The organism is Nocardia sp. Marseille-Q1738, from assembly GCF_965283145.1.
In genome coordinates this window covers 42,175-60,413 of the sequence record NZ_CBDIMS010000012.1, presented here as the reverse complement: position 1 = coordinate 60,413, position 18,239 = coordinate 42,175, and the positions used below count along the sequence as shown (strand labels likewise).

Sequence of the window (18,239 nt, the reverse complement as noted above, 5' to 3'; positions counted from 1 at the left end):
GCCCCGAGCGTGAGGAGAGTCGGCGCATGACCCACATGGCCAGTGCAGGTGGCGATACTTCGGCCGACAATGTCGGCGGCACGGGCGGGCAAACCGTCGCTCCCCGTCCCTATCGGCTCGCGGACGCGCGGGGCCCGCTGGAACGCGACGAACTGACGTCCATGGACGCGTGGTGGCGGGCCGCCAACTATCTCTCGGTCGACCAGATCTACCTGATGACCAACCCGCTGCTGCGCGAACCGCTGCGACCGGAACACATCAAGCCGCGCCTGCTCGGCCACTTCGGCACCGTGCCCGGCCTGAATCTGGTCTGGACCCACGCCAATCGCGCGATCCGGCTGCGCGGCCTGAACGCGGTGTTCGTCGCGGGGCCCGGGCACGGCGGGCCCGGCCCGAACGCGTGCGCCTGGCTGGAGGGCACATACTCCGAGCTCTACAGCCACATTCCGCAGGACGCCACCGGGATGGGCGCGCTGTTTCACCAGTTCTCCTTTCCCGGCGGCGTGCCCAGTCACTGCGCACCGGAGACGCCGGGCTCCTTCCACGAGGGCGGTGAGCTCGGCTACTCGCTGCTGCACGCGTTCGGCGCCGCGCTGGACAACCCCGACCTCACCGTGTTCTGTGTGGTCGGTGACGGCGAGGCGGAGACCGGTCCACTGGCCGCCAGCTGGCATGCGAACAAGTTCATCAACCCGGCGCGCGACGGTGCCGTCCTGCCGATCCTGGCGCTGAACGAATACAAGATCGCCAATCCGACCATCCTTGCGCGTATCCCCGAAGAGGAATTGCTCGCGCTGCTGCACGGATACGGCTACGAGCCGATCGTCGTCGCGGGCGACGATCCGGCCACCGTCCACCAGGCCATGGCAGGCGCGATGGACACCGGTCTCGAGCGGATCGCCCAGATCCAGCGCGCCGCGCGCGGCGGCACCGACGGGATACGACCCGCATGGCCGATGATCGTGCTGCGCACCCCGAAGGGCTGGACCTGCCCACCGATCGTGGACGGCGACCCGGTGGAGGGCACCTTCCGCGCGCACCAGGTTCCGCTGCCCGCCGCGCGCACCGACCCGGAGCACCGCGCGGTGCTGGAACAGTGGCTGCGGTCCTATCGCCCGGAGGAGTTGTTCGACGAAACCGGTAAGCCGGTGTCGGAGCTGTGCGACCAGGTGCCCGAGGGCGATCGGCGGATGAGCGCCAATCCGGTCGCCAACGGCGGCGCGCTGGTGCGCGACCTGCGACTGCCGGACTGGCGCGAGTTCGGCGTCGAGATGAGCGCGCCGGGCGCGACCCGGCACGAGGCCACCAGGGTGCTGGGCGGATGGCTGCGCGAGGTCACCAGGAACAACCCGGACAACTTCCTGACCTTCGCGCCTGATGAGCTGGCCAGCAATCGGCTGCAGGACATCCTGGAGGTCACCGGACGCGACTGGCAGGCCGATATCGATGCCCGCGACGAGAAGCTCGACCGCACCGGCCGGGTGGTCGAGGTGCTGTCCGAGCACATGTGCCAAGGCCTGCTGGAGGGCTACCTGCTCACCGGCAGGCACGGCGTGTTCACCTGCTACGAGGCGTTCATCCACATCGTGGACGCGATGTTCAACCAGCACGCCAAGTGGCTCGACGCCAGCGCGGCGGTGCCGTGGCGGCGGCCGATCGCCAGCCTCAACTACCTCCTGTCGTCGCACGTCTGGCGCCAGGACCACAACGGCTTCACCCACCAGGACCCCGGCTTCCTGGACGTGGTCCTGAACAAGAAGCCCTCGATCGTGCGGGTGTACCTGCCGCCGGACGCCAACACGCTGCTGTCCACCTACGACCACTGCCTGCGTTCGCGCCACTATGTGAACGTGGTGGTCGCGGGCAAACAACCGCAGGCCGACTGGCTGTCGGTGACGGACGCGGCCGAACACTGCGCACGCGGCATCGGCATCTGGCCTTGGGCGTGCCACCGGGACGAGGTCGGCACCATGCCGGACGTGGTGCTCGCCTGCGCGGGTGACGTCCCGACACTGGAGACCCTGGCCGCCGCGGCGATACTGCGCGAGCGGCTGCCCGAGTTGCGCGTCCGGGTGGTCAACGTGGTCGATCTGATGCGGCTGCAACCGCGGGACGAGCATCCGCACGGCCTGCCCGACAGCGAGTTCGACACGCTGTTCACCCGCGACCGGCCGGTGATCTTCGCCTTCCACGGCTACCCGTGGCTGATCCACCGGCTGACCTATCGGCGCGCCAACCACGGTGGCCTGCACGTGCGCGGCTACAAGGAGCGCGGCACCACGACCACGCCGTTCGACATGGTGATGCTCAACGACCTGGACCGCTATCACCTGGTGATGGATGTGATCGATCGCGTGCCGACGCTGCGCGAGCGCGCCGCGGGACTGCGGCAGGAGATGGTCGACGCGCGGTGGACCGCCCGCGCGTGGACCAGGGAGCAGGGCGCGGACATCCCCGAGGTCGCCGACTGGACTTGGCCACACCAGCGCGCCTGAATGCGGGGCTACCGGGCGGCCCGCGACTGAGACGTACGATCGACCGTATGGAAGGTGTGGACTCCGTTTCGCCGCCCCAGCGGCACATCGCGGGCATCACCGACAAACGTCTGCTGCGCGGGGCGAAGACCCGCGCGACCGTGCTGCGGCAGGCGGTCGACATCGCCTCGCTGGACGGGCTCTCGGGCCTGAGCTTCGGCAGGCTGGCGACCGACACCGGACTGAGCAAGGCGGGCATCCAAACCCTCTTCCGCACCAAAGAGGCGCTGCAACTGGCCGCCATCGATTACGCGCGCGATCGGTTCACCGAGGCGGTCGTGGAACCGGCGCGGTCCGCGCCGCACGGAGTCGCCCGCCTGCGAGCGCTGGTCGAGCACTGGATGGCGTACGCCGAGACGCCATTGTTCGCGGGCGGATGCTTCCGCGTCGCGACCATGGCCGAGAACGACAGCAAGCCGGGTCCGGTACGTGACGCACTGTTCCGCGACCAACGAGCGTGGGTGCGGCTGCTGGAACGGGAACTGCGCGCGGCGGTCTCCGCCGGTGAGATCGCCGATCTGGATACGGATCTGGTCGCGTTCCAGATCGACGCGGTGCTCTGCGCGACCAATACGGCGTTGCGGATCGGCGACCCCGAAGCCGCCGACCGTGCCCGCAGGATCATCGAGGGAATCCTGAAACCCGCCTGAGCACACGCTATGCGCTTTGCGCATAACGAGGGCGAATCATGCCCCCGCCCTGGGCATTCGGATACTTCGGACAAACGGTGCGCCAGCTTGTATCTTGCGGATAACGCGTCTGCACGCGTTCCGTTGCAACATCCCATCCGTCGCCGTTGCCGGAGGGCGCACAGAAGGGGCGGTTCCGATGAACCACACAGCCGAGGCGAGCGCGTTGGAAATCCTAGGCGCGATAGGGATGGTGGCGTGGATGGTCGTGATGTGGGCGGCCGTCGGCGTGCTGGTCGTCGCCTTGCGAAAACCATTGCGCCCCTGGATGTTCCGTACCGCGCTCGGCGTCGTCGGGCTGGGCGTGATCGCCCAGATCGGCCACTTCCAAGAACATGTCGCGCAGGTCGGATACTGGGTACAGCATCCGAACGCACCGGCCTGGATGACCCCGTGGGGCACCGGCCTGGCCAACGGTTTCGGCCAAGTCGACCACATGAAGCCGTCGTTGGGCATGGAGCTGCTGCACCTGGTCGGCAACTTCCACTTCCTCGCCGGGCTGGTCGGCGTCGCGCTGGTCACCCATCACGCAGTGGAGAGCAAGGCGCGCAAGTGGGGCCGGATGGGCGTGCTGATGCAGGGCATCCACGGGCTCGAGCATCTCGCGCTGACCCTCACGGTCGCCTTCGGCACCAAGGCGATCGGGCTGTCGACCATCTTCGGCCTGCTGGATCCCGGCGCGGGTGCGTCTACCTACCGCATCTGGTGGCACTTCCTGGCCAATGTGATCGGCACGACCATCTTCGCGCTCGCGCTGTACCACTTGTGGCGTGAGCGCGCGGTGATCGAAGCCCCGTTCCGTGAAACCGCCGCCACGACCGAGCCCCGCCGGGCTCCGGCCGCGGCAAACGAGCCGGTGGCCCCGGCCTACGCGGTCGAAGCCTGATTTCTCGAGCTCGAAACCGCGCCTGCCAGCAGCCCACCTGCCAGCAGGCGCGGTTTCTCGTATCACACTGAGCGGCCACCCGATCGCGGATCACTCAGGTCAGCGGATGCCGGAAGCGTGTTCGCGCTATCTCACCGGGAACTCCTCGAACCACATCACTTTTCGGCTGACGGGCGATCAAACCCGCCTGCACCCGCAAACTGTTCTCGAGTTGACGCGGGCGAAATATTGCCGACGACCGCGCGCACGGTCCACCCATCGCTGCCGACATCGCCGCTGGTCATGCGGCGGCTACCCAGCTGGCGGCACGCAAGCTTCCCAACACCGAGAAACCCACTCGACAATCCATCTCCCCGTCGATTAATGTGACGTTATCCAACGGCACGATAGATAGGGAGTCGTTGATCGGACCGCACCGGCCGATCCTCGCTCCCAAGGGTGGCGAGATGAATCGGACACGAACGATGACCGGCATCACGGCACACCAGCGACGGACGCAGACCTGGCTCGTCCGCCCGCTGATCGTGAGCGCGATAGCGGCCACGCCGGAAACCCCGGCGCCGGCCCGAGCGCTGGCCGGGCCCGACACCGTCGAGGCTCCACGCCCCGCATACCCGGGCCGCCACGGAGACGACAGGCCGGGCTCTTCCCACTCCGACGACCGGAACCGCGCCGACCGGCACCGCCCCGCGGACGACATGTCCGCGACGGATGCCGCCGCGATTCCTTTCCCGCCCCCACCCCGCGCGGCAACTCCGACACCCGCCGTTCGCCGCACCGCCGCATCCCGAACCGTGCCGCGCACAGGTCGAATTCCCAACGGAGACTTACGATGAACGCCACCATCACACATACCGCCCGGCGACTGCTCAGCTGTGCCGTGATCATCGGCGCACTCACCGCGGGCGCCGCTGGCGTCACCGCGGCCGAGCCGCGCTCGAACCCCTCGGACCCGCGCAACGGCACGGGCGACGACCATGGCTGGACCCACATCGACCCGATGGGTCAACACCACCGCAACAGCGACCGGCTGGAGGCGAACGCGGCCGACCAGGCTCGCCGGGACTACCACCAGCGCCAGAGCCAGCCCGGACCGAGCGACACCGTCACCGGCAACAACTCCAACAGCTCGACCTGGTCGCGGACGACCCGCCCGGACGGCAGCGGCTACACCGTGTGCAAGCCGCACGCCAGCTGGTGCCGCTGATCGAGCAGCCGGCGCACTCGCTCGCACCGCAGAAACCTTTCCCACATTTTCGCACTGATCTTACCGCTATATAGCGGCACATCACTTGAAGCATCATCGTTCCCGAAGCCCGATCCTCGTCGACGGCCGGGACAGCGCACGAAAGAGAAACCCCAATGAGCAAGATTAGAGGCCTACGCCGTACGACCGCGTGTCACGACAAGCGGACCGTCACGGCACGGACGCTCACCCTGCTGGCGGCGGCAGTGGTGGCGGCGGGCGGCCTGAGCCTCGGCGCGGGCACCGCCGAGGCTCAGGGCGCTGCCTGCCTCTGGGCCGGTGGCGCCTACGGCCAGGGCACGGCGGTCGTGGCAGGCGGCTGGAACTTCATCTGCGGCACCGACGGTCGCGGCGCTCCGTACTGGCATACGTCCTCCTGGCACCGCGCAGACGCGCGGCAGCGGAGCACCGTCCCCAACCCCGGCGCGTACACCCACCCCGCCGGCCTGTTCAGCGCCGGCGCACGCCAATTCGGTACCGACTACAACGATTACTGCGTCGGCAACCAGCTCATCGAGGGCTCCGAGGACGTATACCAGGTGGTCGCGGACGGACGCGGCGCGCTGTACTGGAAAGCCGCCGGACCGATCCACCAGTGGGCGTTCGACCCCGGCACGGGCCCGCGGCCGTCCTGGCGGTCGTCCGGCATGTGCCATGACGGCTCCCTGATCTGACCGAACTCGATTAGCCCACCACTACGCCCGTAACCGTCGACGGTTACGGGCGTAGTTGCGCTTGCGTCGGCCCGCTCGGACGGCGGCTCTGGAGGGCCGAATATGCGTGCCGATAGATCCGATAGATCACAGCCCCGAACGCGTGGTCGATCAATGCCACGTTCGCCTCCCGGGGCACCCACACTGGCCCAACCGCCGCTTTCGAGCGAAGCGAGACCGAGCATTGCCCGTTCGCGGCCCGGCTCGCGTCCGCGACGAAGTCCCCAGCGGCGGTCGCTCGGACGTCGGCTCTGAAAAGAGCCGAATATGCGCGCCAAATAAACCCAGCCCTGAACTCGCGGTCGATCAATACCGCGTTCGCCGCCCAGCGCACCCACACCGGCTCCACCGCCGCCGCTTCGGCGCGAAGCGAGACCGAGCATTCCCCGTTCGCGGCCCGGCTCGCGTCCGAGCGGCCGCCGCGTCCGCGACGAAGTCGCCAGCGGCGGTCGCTCGGACGCGAGCCACAAAGGGGCCGCGAACACGCAGCGCCGCAGGCGCTGCAAATCAAGCAGAGCGTCGCGTGGGTCGCCGCTCGGATTCCAGTCGCACCCGCTCGTCCAGATGCTCCGGTATATGCCAGGTGATGTCGGCCCTGGTGGCCGCCATCAGCTTCCTGCGCACCGCCGCGACCTGGGCGTCGACCGTCCGGATCGAACTGCCCCTGCGCCCGGCGATGGCGCTGTTGGCCCAGCCCGCGGCGGCGAGCACGGCGACCTCGCGCTCCGCGGGGGTCAGCTCGTCCCAGCGCGAGGCGATCGTCCTGGTTCGCGGTCGCGGGCTCGGGAGTTGATCGATCGGCAACCTGCCGAGCAGGAACAACTGGAGCTCGTCGCGTTCCGGCCGCAGGCGGGCGCCGCGCTGGGCGGCCGCCGCGTAGACCTCCTCGCCGACGACCGAGGTGGCCACCTCGACGGCTCGGGCGGTGCCGCGGGCCACCAGCGTCACCCGGTCGGCGACGATGCCCATCGAACGGTGCAGCGTGTCGATTCCGCCTTGCAGATGCGCGATCTCGGTGGCGGCGGCAATCGATTCGGCGGTTCCGCTGTCGCCCGCGTCGAGCCGAGCGGACAACAGGTAGGTCTTCGCCATCATGCTGAAGTGCGCGACCCAGCCCGCCGTCCAGGTATCCCCGGTGGTCAGCAGGCGCTCCAGCGTGGACTGTCCGAGCCGCACCGCCTCCCGCGGATCGCCGTGCCTGGACACCGCGATCATCAAGGCCAGTTCGGCCCACGCGATGGCCCAGGCCGCGCCGGAGTCGAGGGCTCGGTCCAGATGCCTGCGCGTGGCCCCGAGCGCCACGTCGGCGTCGGCGATGTTGGCGTAGGTGAGCGTCTCGAACAGCTCGCTGCGCTGCTCCCCCGCCCGATCGCCGGCCGCGGCGAACTTCCTTCGCGCCCGGGCCAGTACGTCGGCGGCGCGCAGATCGAAGTGGATCAGCAGCAGTTCGAGGCCCCAGGTGAATTCCACCGGGGCGGGCAGGCCGACGTCGGTCGCCGTGGTCTCCCGCCAGCCGCGACGCAGGTCCGGGTCGGTCAGGCACTCCGCGGCGCACTCGTCCAGCAATTGCGCGGTGTAGGTGTGCCTGCCCTGCCAGATGGCGATCCAGCCGACCAGCGCGGTGGCGTTGATGCGCAGCCTGGTCGGCGGTGGATCGAGCTGGGCGGTGGCTTCCAGTGCCTGTTCGGTGAGACCCGTGATGGCACGGTTGGACCCGGTGATGAACGGCACACGCAACGCCATCAGCGTCGCGGCGGTCTCCAGTCCGACGACGGCCTCCTCCGGGTCGGCCAGGCTGGTTTCGATGGCGATGAGGATGTTGTCCCAGGCCGTGCGCGCCCAGTCGATCCACTCCTGTTCCCGCGGGCCGTACCAGGTGGCCGGCCCAGCGGCGACCCGGTCCCGGTAGTGGCGCCGGTGGCGGGCGAGCAGCCGCGCCTCGTCGACCTCGTCGCCCCGCGCCGACAGGCGGTCGCGCATGAACACCCGGACGCTTTCCAGCAGGTAGTACCGGACCGCGGTCGGAGTGATGTGCGCCGACAGCAAAGACCGCTCGACCAGGCGCTCGAGCAGTCGCCCGATCTCCTCGGCGGGCAGCGACGCGTCCGCGCAGACCGCCACGATGGCGTCGGTGTCCGCGCCGCCGAACGGAGATTCGTCGTTCTCCGCGTCGCAACTGGTGGCGAACACCGACAACCGTTCCAGCAGCAGTTGTTCGAGGTCGGTGCACAGACCGTAGGACCAGGCGATCACGTCGCGCACGCTGCGGTGGCGTTCCCCGACGCCGACCCTGGCGCCGTGCGTCCACTGCAGGCGCCGGTCGTCGGTGTCGCCGGACAACTCGCGCAGCACGATCGCGGGCGGCCGGTGCAGCAGTCGCGCGGCGGCAAGCCGGATGAACAGCGGGTTGTTGTCGACATGACCGCAGATCCGCGCGGCGATGGCGAGCTGTCCGGGATCCTCGGGAATCGGCCGTCCGGTGCGCTCGGCACGCCGCCGGAACAATTCGAGGGCGTGCGGGCCGGACAACGGCGGCACGGTGACCAGTTGCTCGTCGATCCAGCCCACCGGCTCCCGGCTGGTCGCGACGACGGTCAGCCCGGGTACCGCTTGGAGCAGTCCGACGATCAGCGGGCCGACCCCACCGAGCACGTGTTCGCAGTTGTCCAGCACGAGGATCGTCCGGTGGGACTCGTCGTCGTACTCGCTGAAAGTCGCCACCAAACCGTCCCAGGCCGACCGGCCCGTGATGCCGTTCTTGGCGAGGGACTGCAGCACTTCCTCGGCGACCGATCCGGTTTCCGCGCCCGCCGCGAGTCGAGCCAGGCGCGTCCAGTAGACGGCGTGCCGGGCCGCGCCCCGATAGCGGCGCACCGCTTCGAGCGCCAACGTCGTCTTGCCGATGCCACCCGGCCCGACCAGCGTGATCAACCGCGCGCTCGACGAGGACAGCAGCGTGTCGATCTGTCGCAGTTCGGCGTGTCTGCCCACGAACTCGCCGGGCGCGGCGGGGCCGTTGCCACCGCCGCTGTTCACTTCCGACATGCCGCCCACACCTATCGATCCAGAAATTACCGGGAGCAGCAGCCTAATAGTCCATCAGGCACCCCTGCGGCCGCGCCTGGGCCGTCGCTCGGATTCGTGGCGGACGCGGCCGGCGAGTTCGTCGGGAATGTGGCCGGCGATGTCGGCTCGGGAGGCGATCATCAACTTCTGCCGGATGGTGGCGACCTGCGCGTCGACCGTCCGGATGGAGCTGCGCCGCCGGGCGGCGATGGCGCTGTTGGGCCAGCCCGCCGCGGCTAGGACGGCGACGTCGCGCTCGGCCTGGGACAAGTCGTTCCAGCGCGAGCTGGGCCGCCGCGACGCGGGGCGGGCAGTGCTCGGCCGGTCCGGCCGCCGGGGCGCGGGCGTCGATTCGGTGGTCGGCCACCACAGCGCGTCCAGTTCGGGGCGCAGGCGGGTCCGGCGCTCGGCCGAAGCGTATGCCCGGTCGCCGAGCACCGTGCGCGCGACCTCCGCGGCGCTGCGGATCTCGGCGGCGATCAGCGGCACCCGGTCCACGGCGATACCCATCGAGCGCTGTCGCGTCTTGAAACTCCCGACCAAATAGGCGATTTCGGTCGCCGCGGTCGCTGCCGCCGCGGGATCCCCACCGTCGGCCCGCTCGGCGATGAGCACTTGGCCCATCGCGACGATGTGCGCGCCCACCGCCCAGGTCGCCGTCCATGTGTCCTGCTCACCGCGGTGGCGGCTGAGCACGCCGTGGGTCATCGCCAGCGCCTCGGCGGCGGACCCGTGCTTGGCCAGCGCCACCGCCCGCGCGATCTCGGCCCACGCCGTCGAGAGCGTCGAGCCGGACGACACCGACCGCTCCAGGAATCGCGCGGTGTTCTCCAGCGCCTGCTGCCGGTCGCCGACGAGGGCGGAGCAGAACGCCACGAAGACGTCGCTGCGCTCGGCGCCGATGCGGTCGCCCTGCTCGGCGAACTTGTGCCGAGCCCGGGTGAGGACGGTGATCGCGCGCGGGTCGCCGCGCACCAGCATCAGCTCGAGTCCCCACATCCATTCCACCGGCGCGGGCAATCCGAAATCCACGTCGGTGTAGCGCGGCCCCGCCTCGGTGGGCGCGATCATGCAGTCGGCGAGCAACTGCGGGATGTTGTCGCTGCGCCCCTGCCACAACGAGATCCAGCCGAGCAGCGCGGTGGCGAGGTCGGCGACCCCGGAGGGACGGAGCCCGGCCGCCTTGGTGGCTTCCAGCGCGCGCTCGGTCAGCCGGGTCAGCGCGCCCGCACCGGACTTGACGAACGGGACCTTCATCGAGAGCAGAACCGTGGCGGTCTCCAGCGCGATCACGGCCTCCGCCGGATCGGCGAGGCCGGATTCGATGCCGAGCACGATGTCGTTCCACGCCGACCGCGCCCAGGCCAGCCAGGCCAGGTCGTGCGGGCCGAGCCAGATGGCCTGTCCGGCGACGACCTTGTCCCGGAAGTACCGGCGGTGCCGGGCGGCGAGGCGATCGAACTCGCCGCGGTCGCGGCGGCGCAGGTGATCGCGGGCGAAGACGCGCACGCTTTCCACCAGGTACCAGCTGACCGTCGTCGCGGTCAGGTGCGCCGACACCAGGGATTGTTCGGTGAGCCGCTCCAGCAGGTGTTCGATATCACGCGCGGGCAGGGAGTCGTCGGCGCACACCGCGATCGCGGCGTCGAGCTCGATGCCGCCGCGGACGGACTCGTCATCGGTCTCGTATCCCGCGGCGAAGACCGACAGCCGCTCCAGCAGCAGTTGCTCGGGCGGGCTGCACAGCGCGAAGGACCAGGCGATGACGTCGTAGACGCCGCGGTGGCGCTCCTCGGCGCCTGCCCGGGCTCCGTGCGTCCAGCGCAGGCGCTTGTCGTCGGCGTCGCCGGTGAGTTCCCGCAGCACCATCATCGGTGGCTGATGCCGCAGCCGGGCCGCGGCCAGCCGGATGAACAGCGGGTTGTGGTCGACCCGGCGGCAGATCCGCGCGGCGACGGCGACCTGCTCGCGATCGTCCGGGATCGCCCGCCCGATGAGTTCGGCGCGCTCGCGGAACAATTCGAGCGACTGGCGCGGCGACAGCGGCGGCACGGCCAGGAGGTACTCGTCGACCCAGCCGATCGGTTCGCGGCTGGTGGCCAGGATGGTCAGCCCGGGCGCGGCATCCAGCAGCTCGGCGATCATCGCCGCGACCGCGCCGAGCAGGTGTTCGCAGTTGTCCAGCACGAGAACCGCACGCTCGGCGGAACGGTCCCCGCTGGTGAAGGTGCGCACCAGCGCGGCGCGGGTCGGTGGGGAGCTGAGATCGGTGCGCACCGCCGACTGCATGACGTCCTGCGCGGTCGCGGTGCTGTCGGGCTCCAGCTCGGCCAGCCGCGCCCAGTAGACCGGCCTGCGCCCGGCCCGCGAGCCACGGCGCAGCGCCTCCGCGGCTAATCGCGTCTTGCCGATCCCACCGGGGCCGACCAGGGTGATCAGGCGGGCGTCACCGTCCAGCAGCGCGCCCAGCCGGTCCAATTCCGTTTCCCGGCCGATGAATTCACTGGTGGACGCAGGCAGCACGTCGCCACGTGCCTGAACCAGGGACATACAAACGAAAGTTAGCCGACGACGCGCCGACGCGCTGAGCAATCAGAGGTTAACGTTCGTCTCACGTCCCCCGTGTGGGCGGCGGGCGGTCACCGGCCGCCGCGCGCACTACACCGTCGACGCCGAGGCCGTCTGCTGGTAGTGCATTTGGACGACCGCGCTGTCGAAGGTCATCACGTCGACGAGCTGCAGCCCCGAGGCCACCGCGGGCGTCGGGAACAACGGGACGCCGCCACCGAGCAGGATGGGGTGGACGAACAGCCGGTACTCATCGATCAGGTCGTGCTTCATGAACTCCGACGCCGTCTCCGCGCCGCCGAACAGGACCATGTCGCAGCCGGGCTGCGCGCGTAGCGCGGTGATCTGCTCGACCAGATCGTCCCGGACGATGCGGGTGTTCCACCCGGCGGTGCGCAGGCTACGGGAGAAGACGAGCTTCGGCGTCTGTTTCCAGCACCGCGCGAAATCGACGTAGAACGCCGAGATCGCCGGATCCACGTCGGCGGTCGGCCAGAACGATGCCATGATCTCGTACGTTTTGCGGCCGTAGAGGAACAGGTCGGCCGAACGCAGTTCGTCGAGGAACGACTCGCACAGTTCCTCGTCGACCACCGGCCAGTGGATTTCCTCATCCGGCCCCTCCGCGAAGCCGTCGAGCGACATCTGCATCCACAGTGTCACGCTTCCCATTGCCCACACCCATCTGCTGCCCTTGTGCGACGGTCAGATTGTCGGGGAGAGCGACACTTCGGCGCATCGGTAGGTCGGTGGAAGACATACTTAGGTAGACGACGATAGGTAACGTCGCAACAGTGCGAACGCGCGCCGAACGAGACCAATATACCGCTAATTAACGGCACGTTACTGTCACGTATCTCCACTGATGGGAATCTGAAATGGAGATATTTCCGGCGGTTTCGGCCGCACCTGCCGATCAGTCCTGCGACAGGGCCTCGGAGAGCTCGGTGTCCTGGTCGAGATACTTTGCGACGAAGCGGTTTACGAGTTCCGCGGCGGTCTCGCCGGGGATCACGCGAGTGGCCGCCAACCGTTGCGTGAGGTCGTCGACTTCCGCCGGGCCGCCCGGGGAATCCTGGAACGACGCCCAGGCCGTGCGCCGGAACAGGTCGACGAAGCGGCGGGCGATCCGGTCGGCGTCGGCGCGCAGTTTCTCCAGCTCGCCGAGCGCTTGATCGGCTGGGATGCCCGCGGCGGTCAGGCGATCGAAACCATGCGCCAGCCGGCGATCCGCGATCCGATACGTCGCCGCGTCCACGGGCTCGTACAGGCCCGCGGCGACGACCCGCGCCAGACCGTTGGGCACGTCGCGGTAGCGGTCGGCGAGTTCGGTCGCCGCGATGGTGTCCCCGGTGTCGACGGCGGCGGTCTCGGGCGCGCCGGGCTCGGCGACGCCCAGGATGTCGCCCAGGTCGTCACCGCGGTCCCAGGCGTTGAGCAACTCCTTGATGCCGTTGAGTTTGATCCCCCGGTCGAGCAGCCTGCTGATGGTGCGCACCCGGTTGAGGTGGTCGGCGCCGTAGAACCCGGTCCGCCCCTTGACCTGCGGAGGCGGCAGCACCCCGCGTTCGTGGTAAACGCGCAGGCTGCGCACGGTCGTACCGGCCTCCCGCGCCAGCTCGTCGATCGTGTACTCCACACCCGCAGTCATCCTTCAAGGAAACCACATCGCAACACGGCGCGACGGCCGGTGCGCGGCCATTGCCGGGGCGACCGACCGGTCTCCAGCGACAATTCAGCAAACTCCGCGTGCGTGGTGGCGTCCCCTGCTCGAGAGGCGCGGGCGCCACCCCGCGGCCGACCGCCCTTCCCGCTCATGGAAACCCGCTCGGTGCACGGCTTTTGCGGCTGCACCTATCCTTCCGGCATGGGTGAATCTGCGGGCCCTCCGGCCAGTATCGCCGACCGGGAGCGGGCACTTCGCGAGCTGACCCAGCACTTGGGCGCGGGCAGAATCGGTCTGGCCGAGTTCGACGAGCTCAGCGCGGCGGTCGCGGCGGCGACCAGCAAGGCTCAGCTGGCCGAACTGTTCGCCGACCTGCCCGGCAGCACACCGCCCGCAGCCGAGGTCATCCCGGCCAATCCGCTGCCCCGCCTCGTCGTGCTGGCGGGGGCGGCCGTGGTGTTCTCGGTGGTGCTCGCGGTGACCACCGGCAACTGGCTGTGGCTGCTGGTGATCCTGGCGGCGCCAGCGCTTTTCATGCTCACCGCGCGCACGACCTGAGTCCGGTCACCACCGCGACTTCGGACGCACGTGGTTGGCCAGGTCGACCAAGCGGTACCGGTGCAAGCGATGCGGCGCGATCCGCGCCAGCGCACGCAGGCTCGACTCGAGCCCGCGTTGCAGCCCCAGCAAGGTGAACGGGAACCCGAGCAGGGTCGCTTCCGGGGTGGCCGATTGTCCGCCCGCGCGCACCCACTCCAGGGCCGCGCCCACCACGATGACCTGCAGTTGCAGCGCTCGTGGCTCGTCCGGCGCCGCGTCCAAGCGCGCGGCGGCCTCCAGCAGGTCGGCCTCGGTCGTCTCCGGGATCGGTTGGGAGACCAACAGCAGACACCCGGTCATCCGCGCGACGTTCTGATATCGCGACGCCTCCGGCACCTGGTCCAGGATCTCCACGGCCTCCAGCAGCCCGCCGTCGGCGGCGAGCCTGCGGGCCAAGCCGAAAGCCGCGCTCACCACGCCGTGGTTGGTCCGCCACACGGTGCGGTAGTACTCCTCGGCGAGCCCGCCCCAGTCGGTGTCGGCGGCGGCGCCTCCGAGATGTTGCAGGGTGAGTTCGGCCGTCGCGGCCAGTGCCAGAGCGGGCGCGATCTCGCCGGGCAGCATGCGGTGCACCAGATCGAAGTACTCGAAGGCGCGCTCGTACTGCCCGTCCAGCAGCGCGGCGACCGCGGAGTACCACTCGATACGCCAGTCGGTGCCGTACTCGGGCCGCAGATCGGCGAGCCGGTCGCACGCGGGCACGACTTCACCGAGGTCGAGGTGTGCGCGCACCGCGGTGAGCGTGCCCTCCAGCTCGAAGGTCTCCGGCTCGCGGATCGTCCCGGAGACGATCCGGTCGGCGGTGCGGCGCAACGCGTCCAGGGCATGCCGCGGGTCGCCGTGCAGCAGCGTGGACAGCAGGTCGGCGCTGGGGTCCTCGCCGTCGATCAACGGAACCGGCAGGGCCGCGACGACGCTCGGCGCGTCCAGCGCGGGCAACCGGTGCCGGCCGTCGGCCATTCCGTCGGTCTGCCCGATCAGCGTCTCGATGCCGAAATCGCCACGCATCGCGCCGAATTCGAGCGAAGCCTGGGGGTGCTCCTTGCCCGTGTCGTAGGCGAGCACCATCCGCAGGACACCGGCAAGCTGGCCGTACATGGCGTAGGCGGTCGGGAAGCGGCGGCGGGGATCCGGATCGGTCGCGCGCTGCAGCAGCCGGTGCAGCGCCGGGTAGCGCCGCAGCAGCGGCTCCTGCTCCGGCGCGGGAATGCCCGGCAGCTGGTGGCCGTCGGCGTTCTTGGGCATGTCCATGACCAGCGCGGCCAACGTGCGCCCGACGGTGTAGATATCGGAGGCCACGGTCGGGCCGGTCTCGGTGATCTCGGGAGCCTGGTAGCCGGGGGTGCCGTAGATGCTGCCGTAGGACTCCATAGCGGCGACCGCGCCGAGGTCGATCAGCTTGACCTCGTCCTCGCTGACCATGATGTTGTCCGGCTTGAGGTCGTTGTAGGCCAGCCCGAACGAGTGTAGATAGTCCAGCGCGGGCAAGATCTCCATCATGAAGGCGATCGCCTCCGAGACCGGAATACGGTCCGGCGCACGGAGGTCGAGCATCTTCTTCAGCGAGCGTCCGCCGACGTACTCCATGACGATGTAGCCGTCGGCCACGTCGCGGCCGGAGCGGTGCTTGACGAAGTTGTGGATCTTGACGATGCCGGGATAGGCCACCTCGGAGAGGAACTGACGTTCGGCGAGGGCGACCACGTGCGCTTCGAAGTCGAGCGGGTTCTGCAACCCTTTGAGCACCACCCAGCGATCGCTCACATTGCGATCGACGGCGAGGTAGATCCATCCGAGTCCGCCGTGGGCCAGACAGCCCTGGACCTCGTACTGGTCGGCGACCATCTCGCCCGGCTGGAGCGAGGGCCGGAAGTTGAACGGGGAGCCGCATCGGCCGCACTCCCCCTCGACCGCACCCGGCCCCGCTTCGGTCGTGCGGCCGACCGGCTGCTGGCACTTCCAGCAAAAACGTTTGTGCTCAGGGACTACCGGGTCTTGCATGACCGCGGTGCGCGGATCGAGCGGGCTCACCTTGGGCATGGACACCAGACCGCCGCCCAATCTGCGCACGCTCGGCCGCGAGCGCGCGCTGCGCCCGGAACCGGGTTCCGATTCGAGTTCACCGAGCAGCAGCTCGGCGGTGCCGATGGTCGGCTCAGGAGCGGTGTCCGGAGCGGTCGATGGCTCGACGACGCTCGGGACGGAGTCCACGGCGACGGCACGCTTCGACCGCTCCTCGACCCACCGCGGTGTGGACCACGGATCGGGTAGTCGTGGGGCCACTTCGGTTTTGAGCAGGTGCCGAGTCGCCCAGGGATGGGAAGTTCGCCGAGGCACCTCGGTGCCGCGCATTCGCCGATTCGCCCACGGATGCCCGAGTGGACGGTCGGATGCGCTGGGGTGCTCGGCCATACGAACCTCTCAAACCCACCGTTGAATCGGGGTTTCATTCTGGTCCGCCGCCTGTCGATGCGCAGAGTGTTGTTCCCGGCATTGGGAATAGATCCGCCCCGGGCGAAAGGCCCGGGGCGGATACTGGCTCACTCCTCGTCGGGCTTGTCGAGGATCACCACCGTGTCGCCGCCCTGTTCGCGGCGCTTCGGCCGCTCGGCCAGGACGGGGAACTGTCCGGTGACGCCCTCGCGGATCGCCGCGATCTGCAGCACCCGCTTGCGGGCGAGGAACCAGCCACCGACCAGCGCGGGAATCATGATGACGACCATCGTGATCACCGCACCACGCTGCACATGGTCGTCGCTGAAGGCCATCAGGCCGACCACCGTCACCAAGAACACCAGGGTCGCGTAGCTGGTGTACGGCGTGCCGATCAGCCGGAAGGACGGCCGTTCCACCCGGCCGGTGCGCGACCAGCGCCACAGCTGCAGCTGGCAGACCACGATCGCGGCCCACGCGAAGATGGTGCCCAGCGCCGACATGTTCAGCACGATCTCGAACGCCTGCTCCGGCACCACCGCGTTCAGGCCGACGCCGATCAGCGCGACCGCGCCGGTGGCGAGGATGCCGACGTAGGGCACGCCGCCGCGGGACATCCGCGCCGCGATGGTCGGCGCGCTGCCGTTCATCGACATCGAGCGCAGGATGCGGCCGGTCGAGTAGAGGCCGGCGTTCAGGCTGGAGAACGCCGCGGTCAGCACGACCAGGTTCATCACCGAACCGGCGCCGTCCAGGCCGAGCTTCGAGAAGAAGGTGACGAAGGGGCTCTCACCGTTCTTGAAGGCGGTGTAGGGCAGCAGCAGACCGAGCAGGACCAGCGAACCGACGTAGAACAGCGCGATCCGGGCGATCACGGAGTTGATCGCGCGCGGCATGATCTTCTCCGGATTCTCCGCCTCACCCGCCGCCGTGCCGACCAACTCCACTGCGGCATAGGCGAAGACGACGCCGGTGGTGACCAGGACCAGCGGCAGCAGGCCGCTGGGGAACAGCCCGCCGTGGTCGGTGATGACGCTGGGGCCGGTGACCTGACCGTCGACTTTGAAACGGCCCGCGAGGAACACCGTGCCGATGATCAGGAAGGTGACCAGCGCGACCACCTTGATCAGTGCGGCCCAGAACTCGAGCTCGCCGAACCACTTCACCGAGATGAGGTTGATGCTCACCACGACCGCGAGCGAGACCAGGGCGATCAGCCACTGCGGTATCGCCTCGAACGCTCCCCAGTAATGGACATAGGTCGCGATGGCGGTGATGTCTACGATCCCGGTCATGCACCAGTGGAAGAAGTACATCCACCCGACCGCGAATGCCAGCTTCTCGCCGTAGAACTCACGCGCGTAGGAAACGAACGATCCGGAGGAGGGGCGATGCAGCACCAGCTCACCGAGCGCCCGCAGGATGAAGAAGACGAATACGCCGCAGATGGCGTAGACGAGGAACAGACCCGGGCCAGCGCTGGCCAGTCGCCCGCCCGCACCCAGGAACAATCCGGTGCCGATCGCGCCACCGATCGCGATCATCTGCAGCTGACGGGGGCGCAGGGCCTTGTGGTATCCCTCGTCCTCCTCATGCAGCGCGGCAGCGGGTGCGGGCGCCTCCGCGGGAGGTCGAACTGTGGTCATGGCGATGGCCTTTCAGGTGACGGCGATCATAACTTCGCTCAATGTACCGTTAGATAGCGGTACGTTCAATAGCGACTCGCCTCTTGTAACATGCTGGACATCAATGAATTTGAGAAAACAGCCTCCGAACAGCAATGATCGCAATAAGGAATCATTGAACGAGCCACTGGATATCGGTACGCTCGATGGGGC

General features: G+C 69.0%; 12 protein-coding genes. 6 read left to right on the top strand and 6 right to left on the bottom strand.

The genetic code is table 11. The features are described 5' to 3' along the window. Window positions 1-26: 26 nt before the first annotated feature. The 5 genes from ACWPXK_RS30775 to ACWPXK_RS30755 all read left to right on the top strand — a co-directional run bounded on the left by ACWPXK_RS30775 (window position 27) and on the right by ACWPXK_RS30755 (window position 6,029). A complete protein-coding gene (locus tag ACWPXK_RS30775; protein WP_454199679.1) occupies window positions 27-2,495 on the top strand; it encodes a phosphoketolase family protein in 2,469 nt (822 codons plus the stop codon). Window positions 2,496-2,542: 47 nt separating this feature from the next. Next, on the top strand, window positions 2,543-3,184 hold the full coding sequence (locus ACWPXK_RS30770; RefSeq protein ID WP_454199678.1) for a TetR/AcrR family transcriptional regulator: 642 nt from the start codon (window positions 2,543-2,545) through the stop codon (window positions 3,182-3,184). 178 nt (window positions 3,185-3,362) lie between these two features. Continuing rightward, window positions 3,363-4,109 (top strand): DUF6008 family protein, encoded by a 747-nt coding sequence (locus tag ACWPXK_RS30765; RefSeq protein ID WP_454199677.1) that lies wholly within the window; start codon window positions 3,363-3,365, stop codon window positions 4,107-4,109. An 832-nt stretch (window positions 4,110-4,941) separates the two neighbouring features. Beyond that, a complete protein-coding gene (locus ACWPXK_RS30760; protein WP_454199676.1) occupies window positions 4,942-5,316 on the top strand; it encodes a hypothetical protein in 375 nt (124 codons plus the stop codon). Between the two features lie 155 nt (window positions 5,317-5,471). Next, window positions 5,472-6,029 carry a hypothetical protein gene (locus tag ACWPXK_RS30755; RefSeq protein ID WP_454199675.1) on the top strand — a complete coding sequence of 186 codons (558 nt, stop codon included), beginning with the start codon at window positions 5,472-5,474 and terminating at the stop codon, window positions 6,027-6,029. A gap of 546 nt (window positions 6,030-6,575) precedes the next feature. Here ACWPXK_RS30755 and ACWPXK_RS30750 read toward each other — a convergent pair. From ACWPXK_RS30750 to ACWPXK_RS30735, 4 genes are all read right to left on the bottom strand, one after another. Next, window positions 6,576-9,113: an ATP-binding protein gene (locus ACWPXK_RS30750; RefSeq protein ID WP_454199674.1), complete on the bottom strand. Its 2,538-nt coding sequence runs from the start codon at window positions 9,111-9,113 to the stop codon at window positions 6,576-6,578. A gap of 54 nt (window positions 9,114-9,167) precedes the next feature. Further along, window positions 9,168-11,684, bottom strand: a complete 2,517-nt coding sequence (locus ACWPXK_RS30745; RefSeq protein WP_454199673.1) for an ATP-binding protein — start codon at window positions 11,682-11,684, stop codon at window positions 9,168-9,170. Between the two features lie 108 nt (window positions 11,685-11,792). Beyond that, on the bottom strand, window positions 11,793-12,374 hold the full coding sequence (locus ACWPXK_RS30740; protein ID WP_454199672.1) for a dihydrofolate reductase family protein: 582 nt from the start codon (window positions 12,372-12,374) through the stop codon (window positions 11,793-11,795). Window positions 12,375-12,618: 244 nt separating this feature from the next. After that, a complete protein-coding gene (locus ACWPXK_RS30735; RefSeq protein ID WP_454199671.1) occupies window positions 12,619-13,353 on the bottom strand; it encodes a MerR family transcriptional regulator in 735 nt (244 codons plus the stop codon). 216 nt (window positions 13,354-13,569) lie between these two features. Here ACWPXK_RS30735 and ACWPXK_RS30730 point away from each other — a divergent pair, with 216 nt between their 5' ends. Further along, the gene (locus tag ACWPXK_RS30730) at window positions 13,570-13,926 is read left to right on the top strand and encodes a DUF1707 SHOCT-like domain-containing protein (protein WP_454199670.1); all 357 of its coding nucleotides are present in this window, start codon (window positions 13,570-13,572) and stop codon (window positions 13,924-13,926) included. 6 nt (window positions 13,927-13,932) lie between these two features. Here ACWPXK_RS30730 and ACWPXK_RS30725 read toward each other — a convergent pair whose 3' ends face one another. After that, the gene (locus tag ACWPXK_RS30725) at window positions 13,933-16,380 is read right to left on the bottom strand and encodes a tetratricopeptide repeat protein (protein WP_454199669.1); all 2,448 of its coding nucleotides are present in this window, start codon (window positions 16,378-16,380) and stop codon (window positions 13,933-13,935) included. Window positions 16,381-16,508: 128 nt separating this feature from the next. Then, on the bottom strand, window positions 16,509-18,047 hold the full coding sequence (locus tag ACWPXK_RS30720) for an amino acid permease (protein WP_454199668.1): 1,539 nt from the start codon (window positions 18,045-18,047) through the stop codon (window positions 16,509-16,511). Between the last annotated feature and the right edge of the window lie 192 nt (window positions 18,048-18,239).

Bases quoted from the DNA above. Each gene is read 5' to 3' on its own strand.
- ACWPXK_RS30740 (WP_454199672.1), bottom strand. From the start codon at position 12,374: ATGGGAAGCGTGACACTGTGGATGCAGATGTCGCTCGACGGCTTCGCG.
- ACWPXK_RS30725 (WP_454199669.1), bottom strand. From the start codon at position 16,380: ATGGCCGAGCACCCCAGCGCATCCGACCGTCCACTCGGGCATCCGTGG.
- ACWPXK_RS30765 (WP_454199677.1), top strand. From the start codon at position 3,363: ATGAACCACACAGCCGAGGCGAGCGCGTTGGAAATCCTAGGCGCGATA.
- ACWPXK_RS30755 (WP_454199675.1), top strand. From the start codon at position 5,472: ATGAGCAAGATTAGAGGCCTACGCCGTACGACCGCGTGTCACGACAAG.
- ACWPXK_RS30770 (WP_454199678.1), top strand. From the start codon at position 2,543: ATGGAAGGTGTGGACTCCGTTTCGCCGCCCCAGCGGCACATCGCGGGC.
- ACWPXK_RS30745 (WP_454199673.1), bottom strand. From the start codon at position 11,684: ATGTCCCTGGTTCAGGCACGTGGCGACGTGCTGCCTGCGTCCACCAGT.
- ACWPXK_RS30735 (WP_454199671.1), bottom strand. From the start codon at position 13,353: ATGACTGCGGGTGTGGAGTACACGATCGACGAGCTGGCGCGGGAGGCC.
- ACWPXK_RS30720 (WP_454199668.1), bottom strand. From the start codon at position 18,047: ATGACCACAGTTCGACCTCCCGCGGAGGCGCCCGCACCCGCTGCCGCG.
- ACWPXK_RS30730 (WP_454199670.1), top strand. From the start codon at position 13,570: ATGGGTGAATCTGCGGGCCCTCCGGCCAGTATCGCCGACCGGGAGCGG.
- ACWPXK_RS30775 (WP_454199679.1), top strand. From the start codon at position 27: ATGACCCACATGGCCAGTGCAGGTGGCGATACTTCGGCCGACAATGTC.
- ACWPXK_RS30760 (WP_454199676.1), top strand. From the start codon at position 4,942: ATGAACGCCACCATCACACATACCGCCCGGCGACTGCTCAGCTGTGCC.
- ACWPXK_RS30750 (WP_454199674.1), bottom strand. From the start codon at position 9,113: ATGTCGGAAGTGAACAGCGGCGGTGGCAACGGCCCCGCCGCGCCCGGC.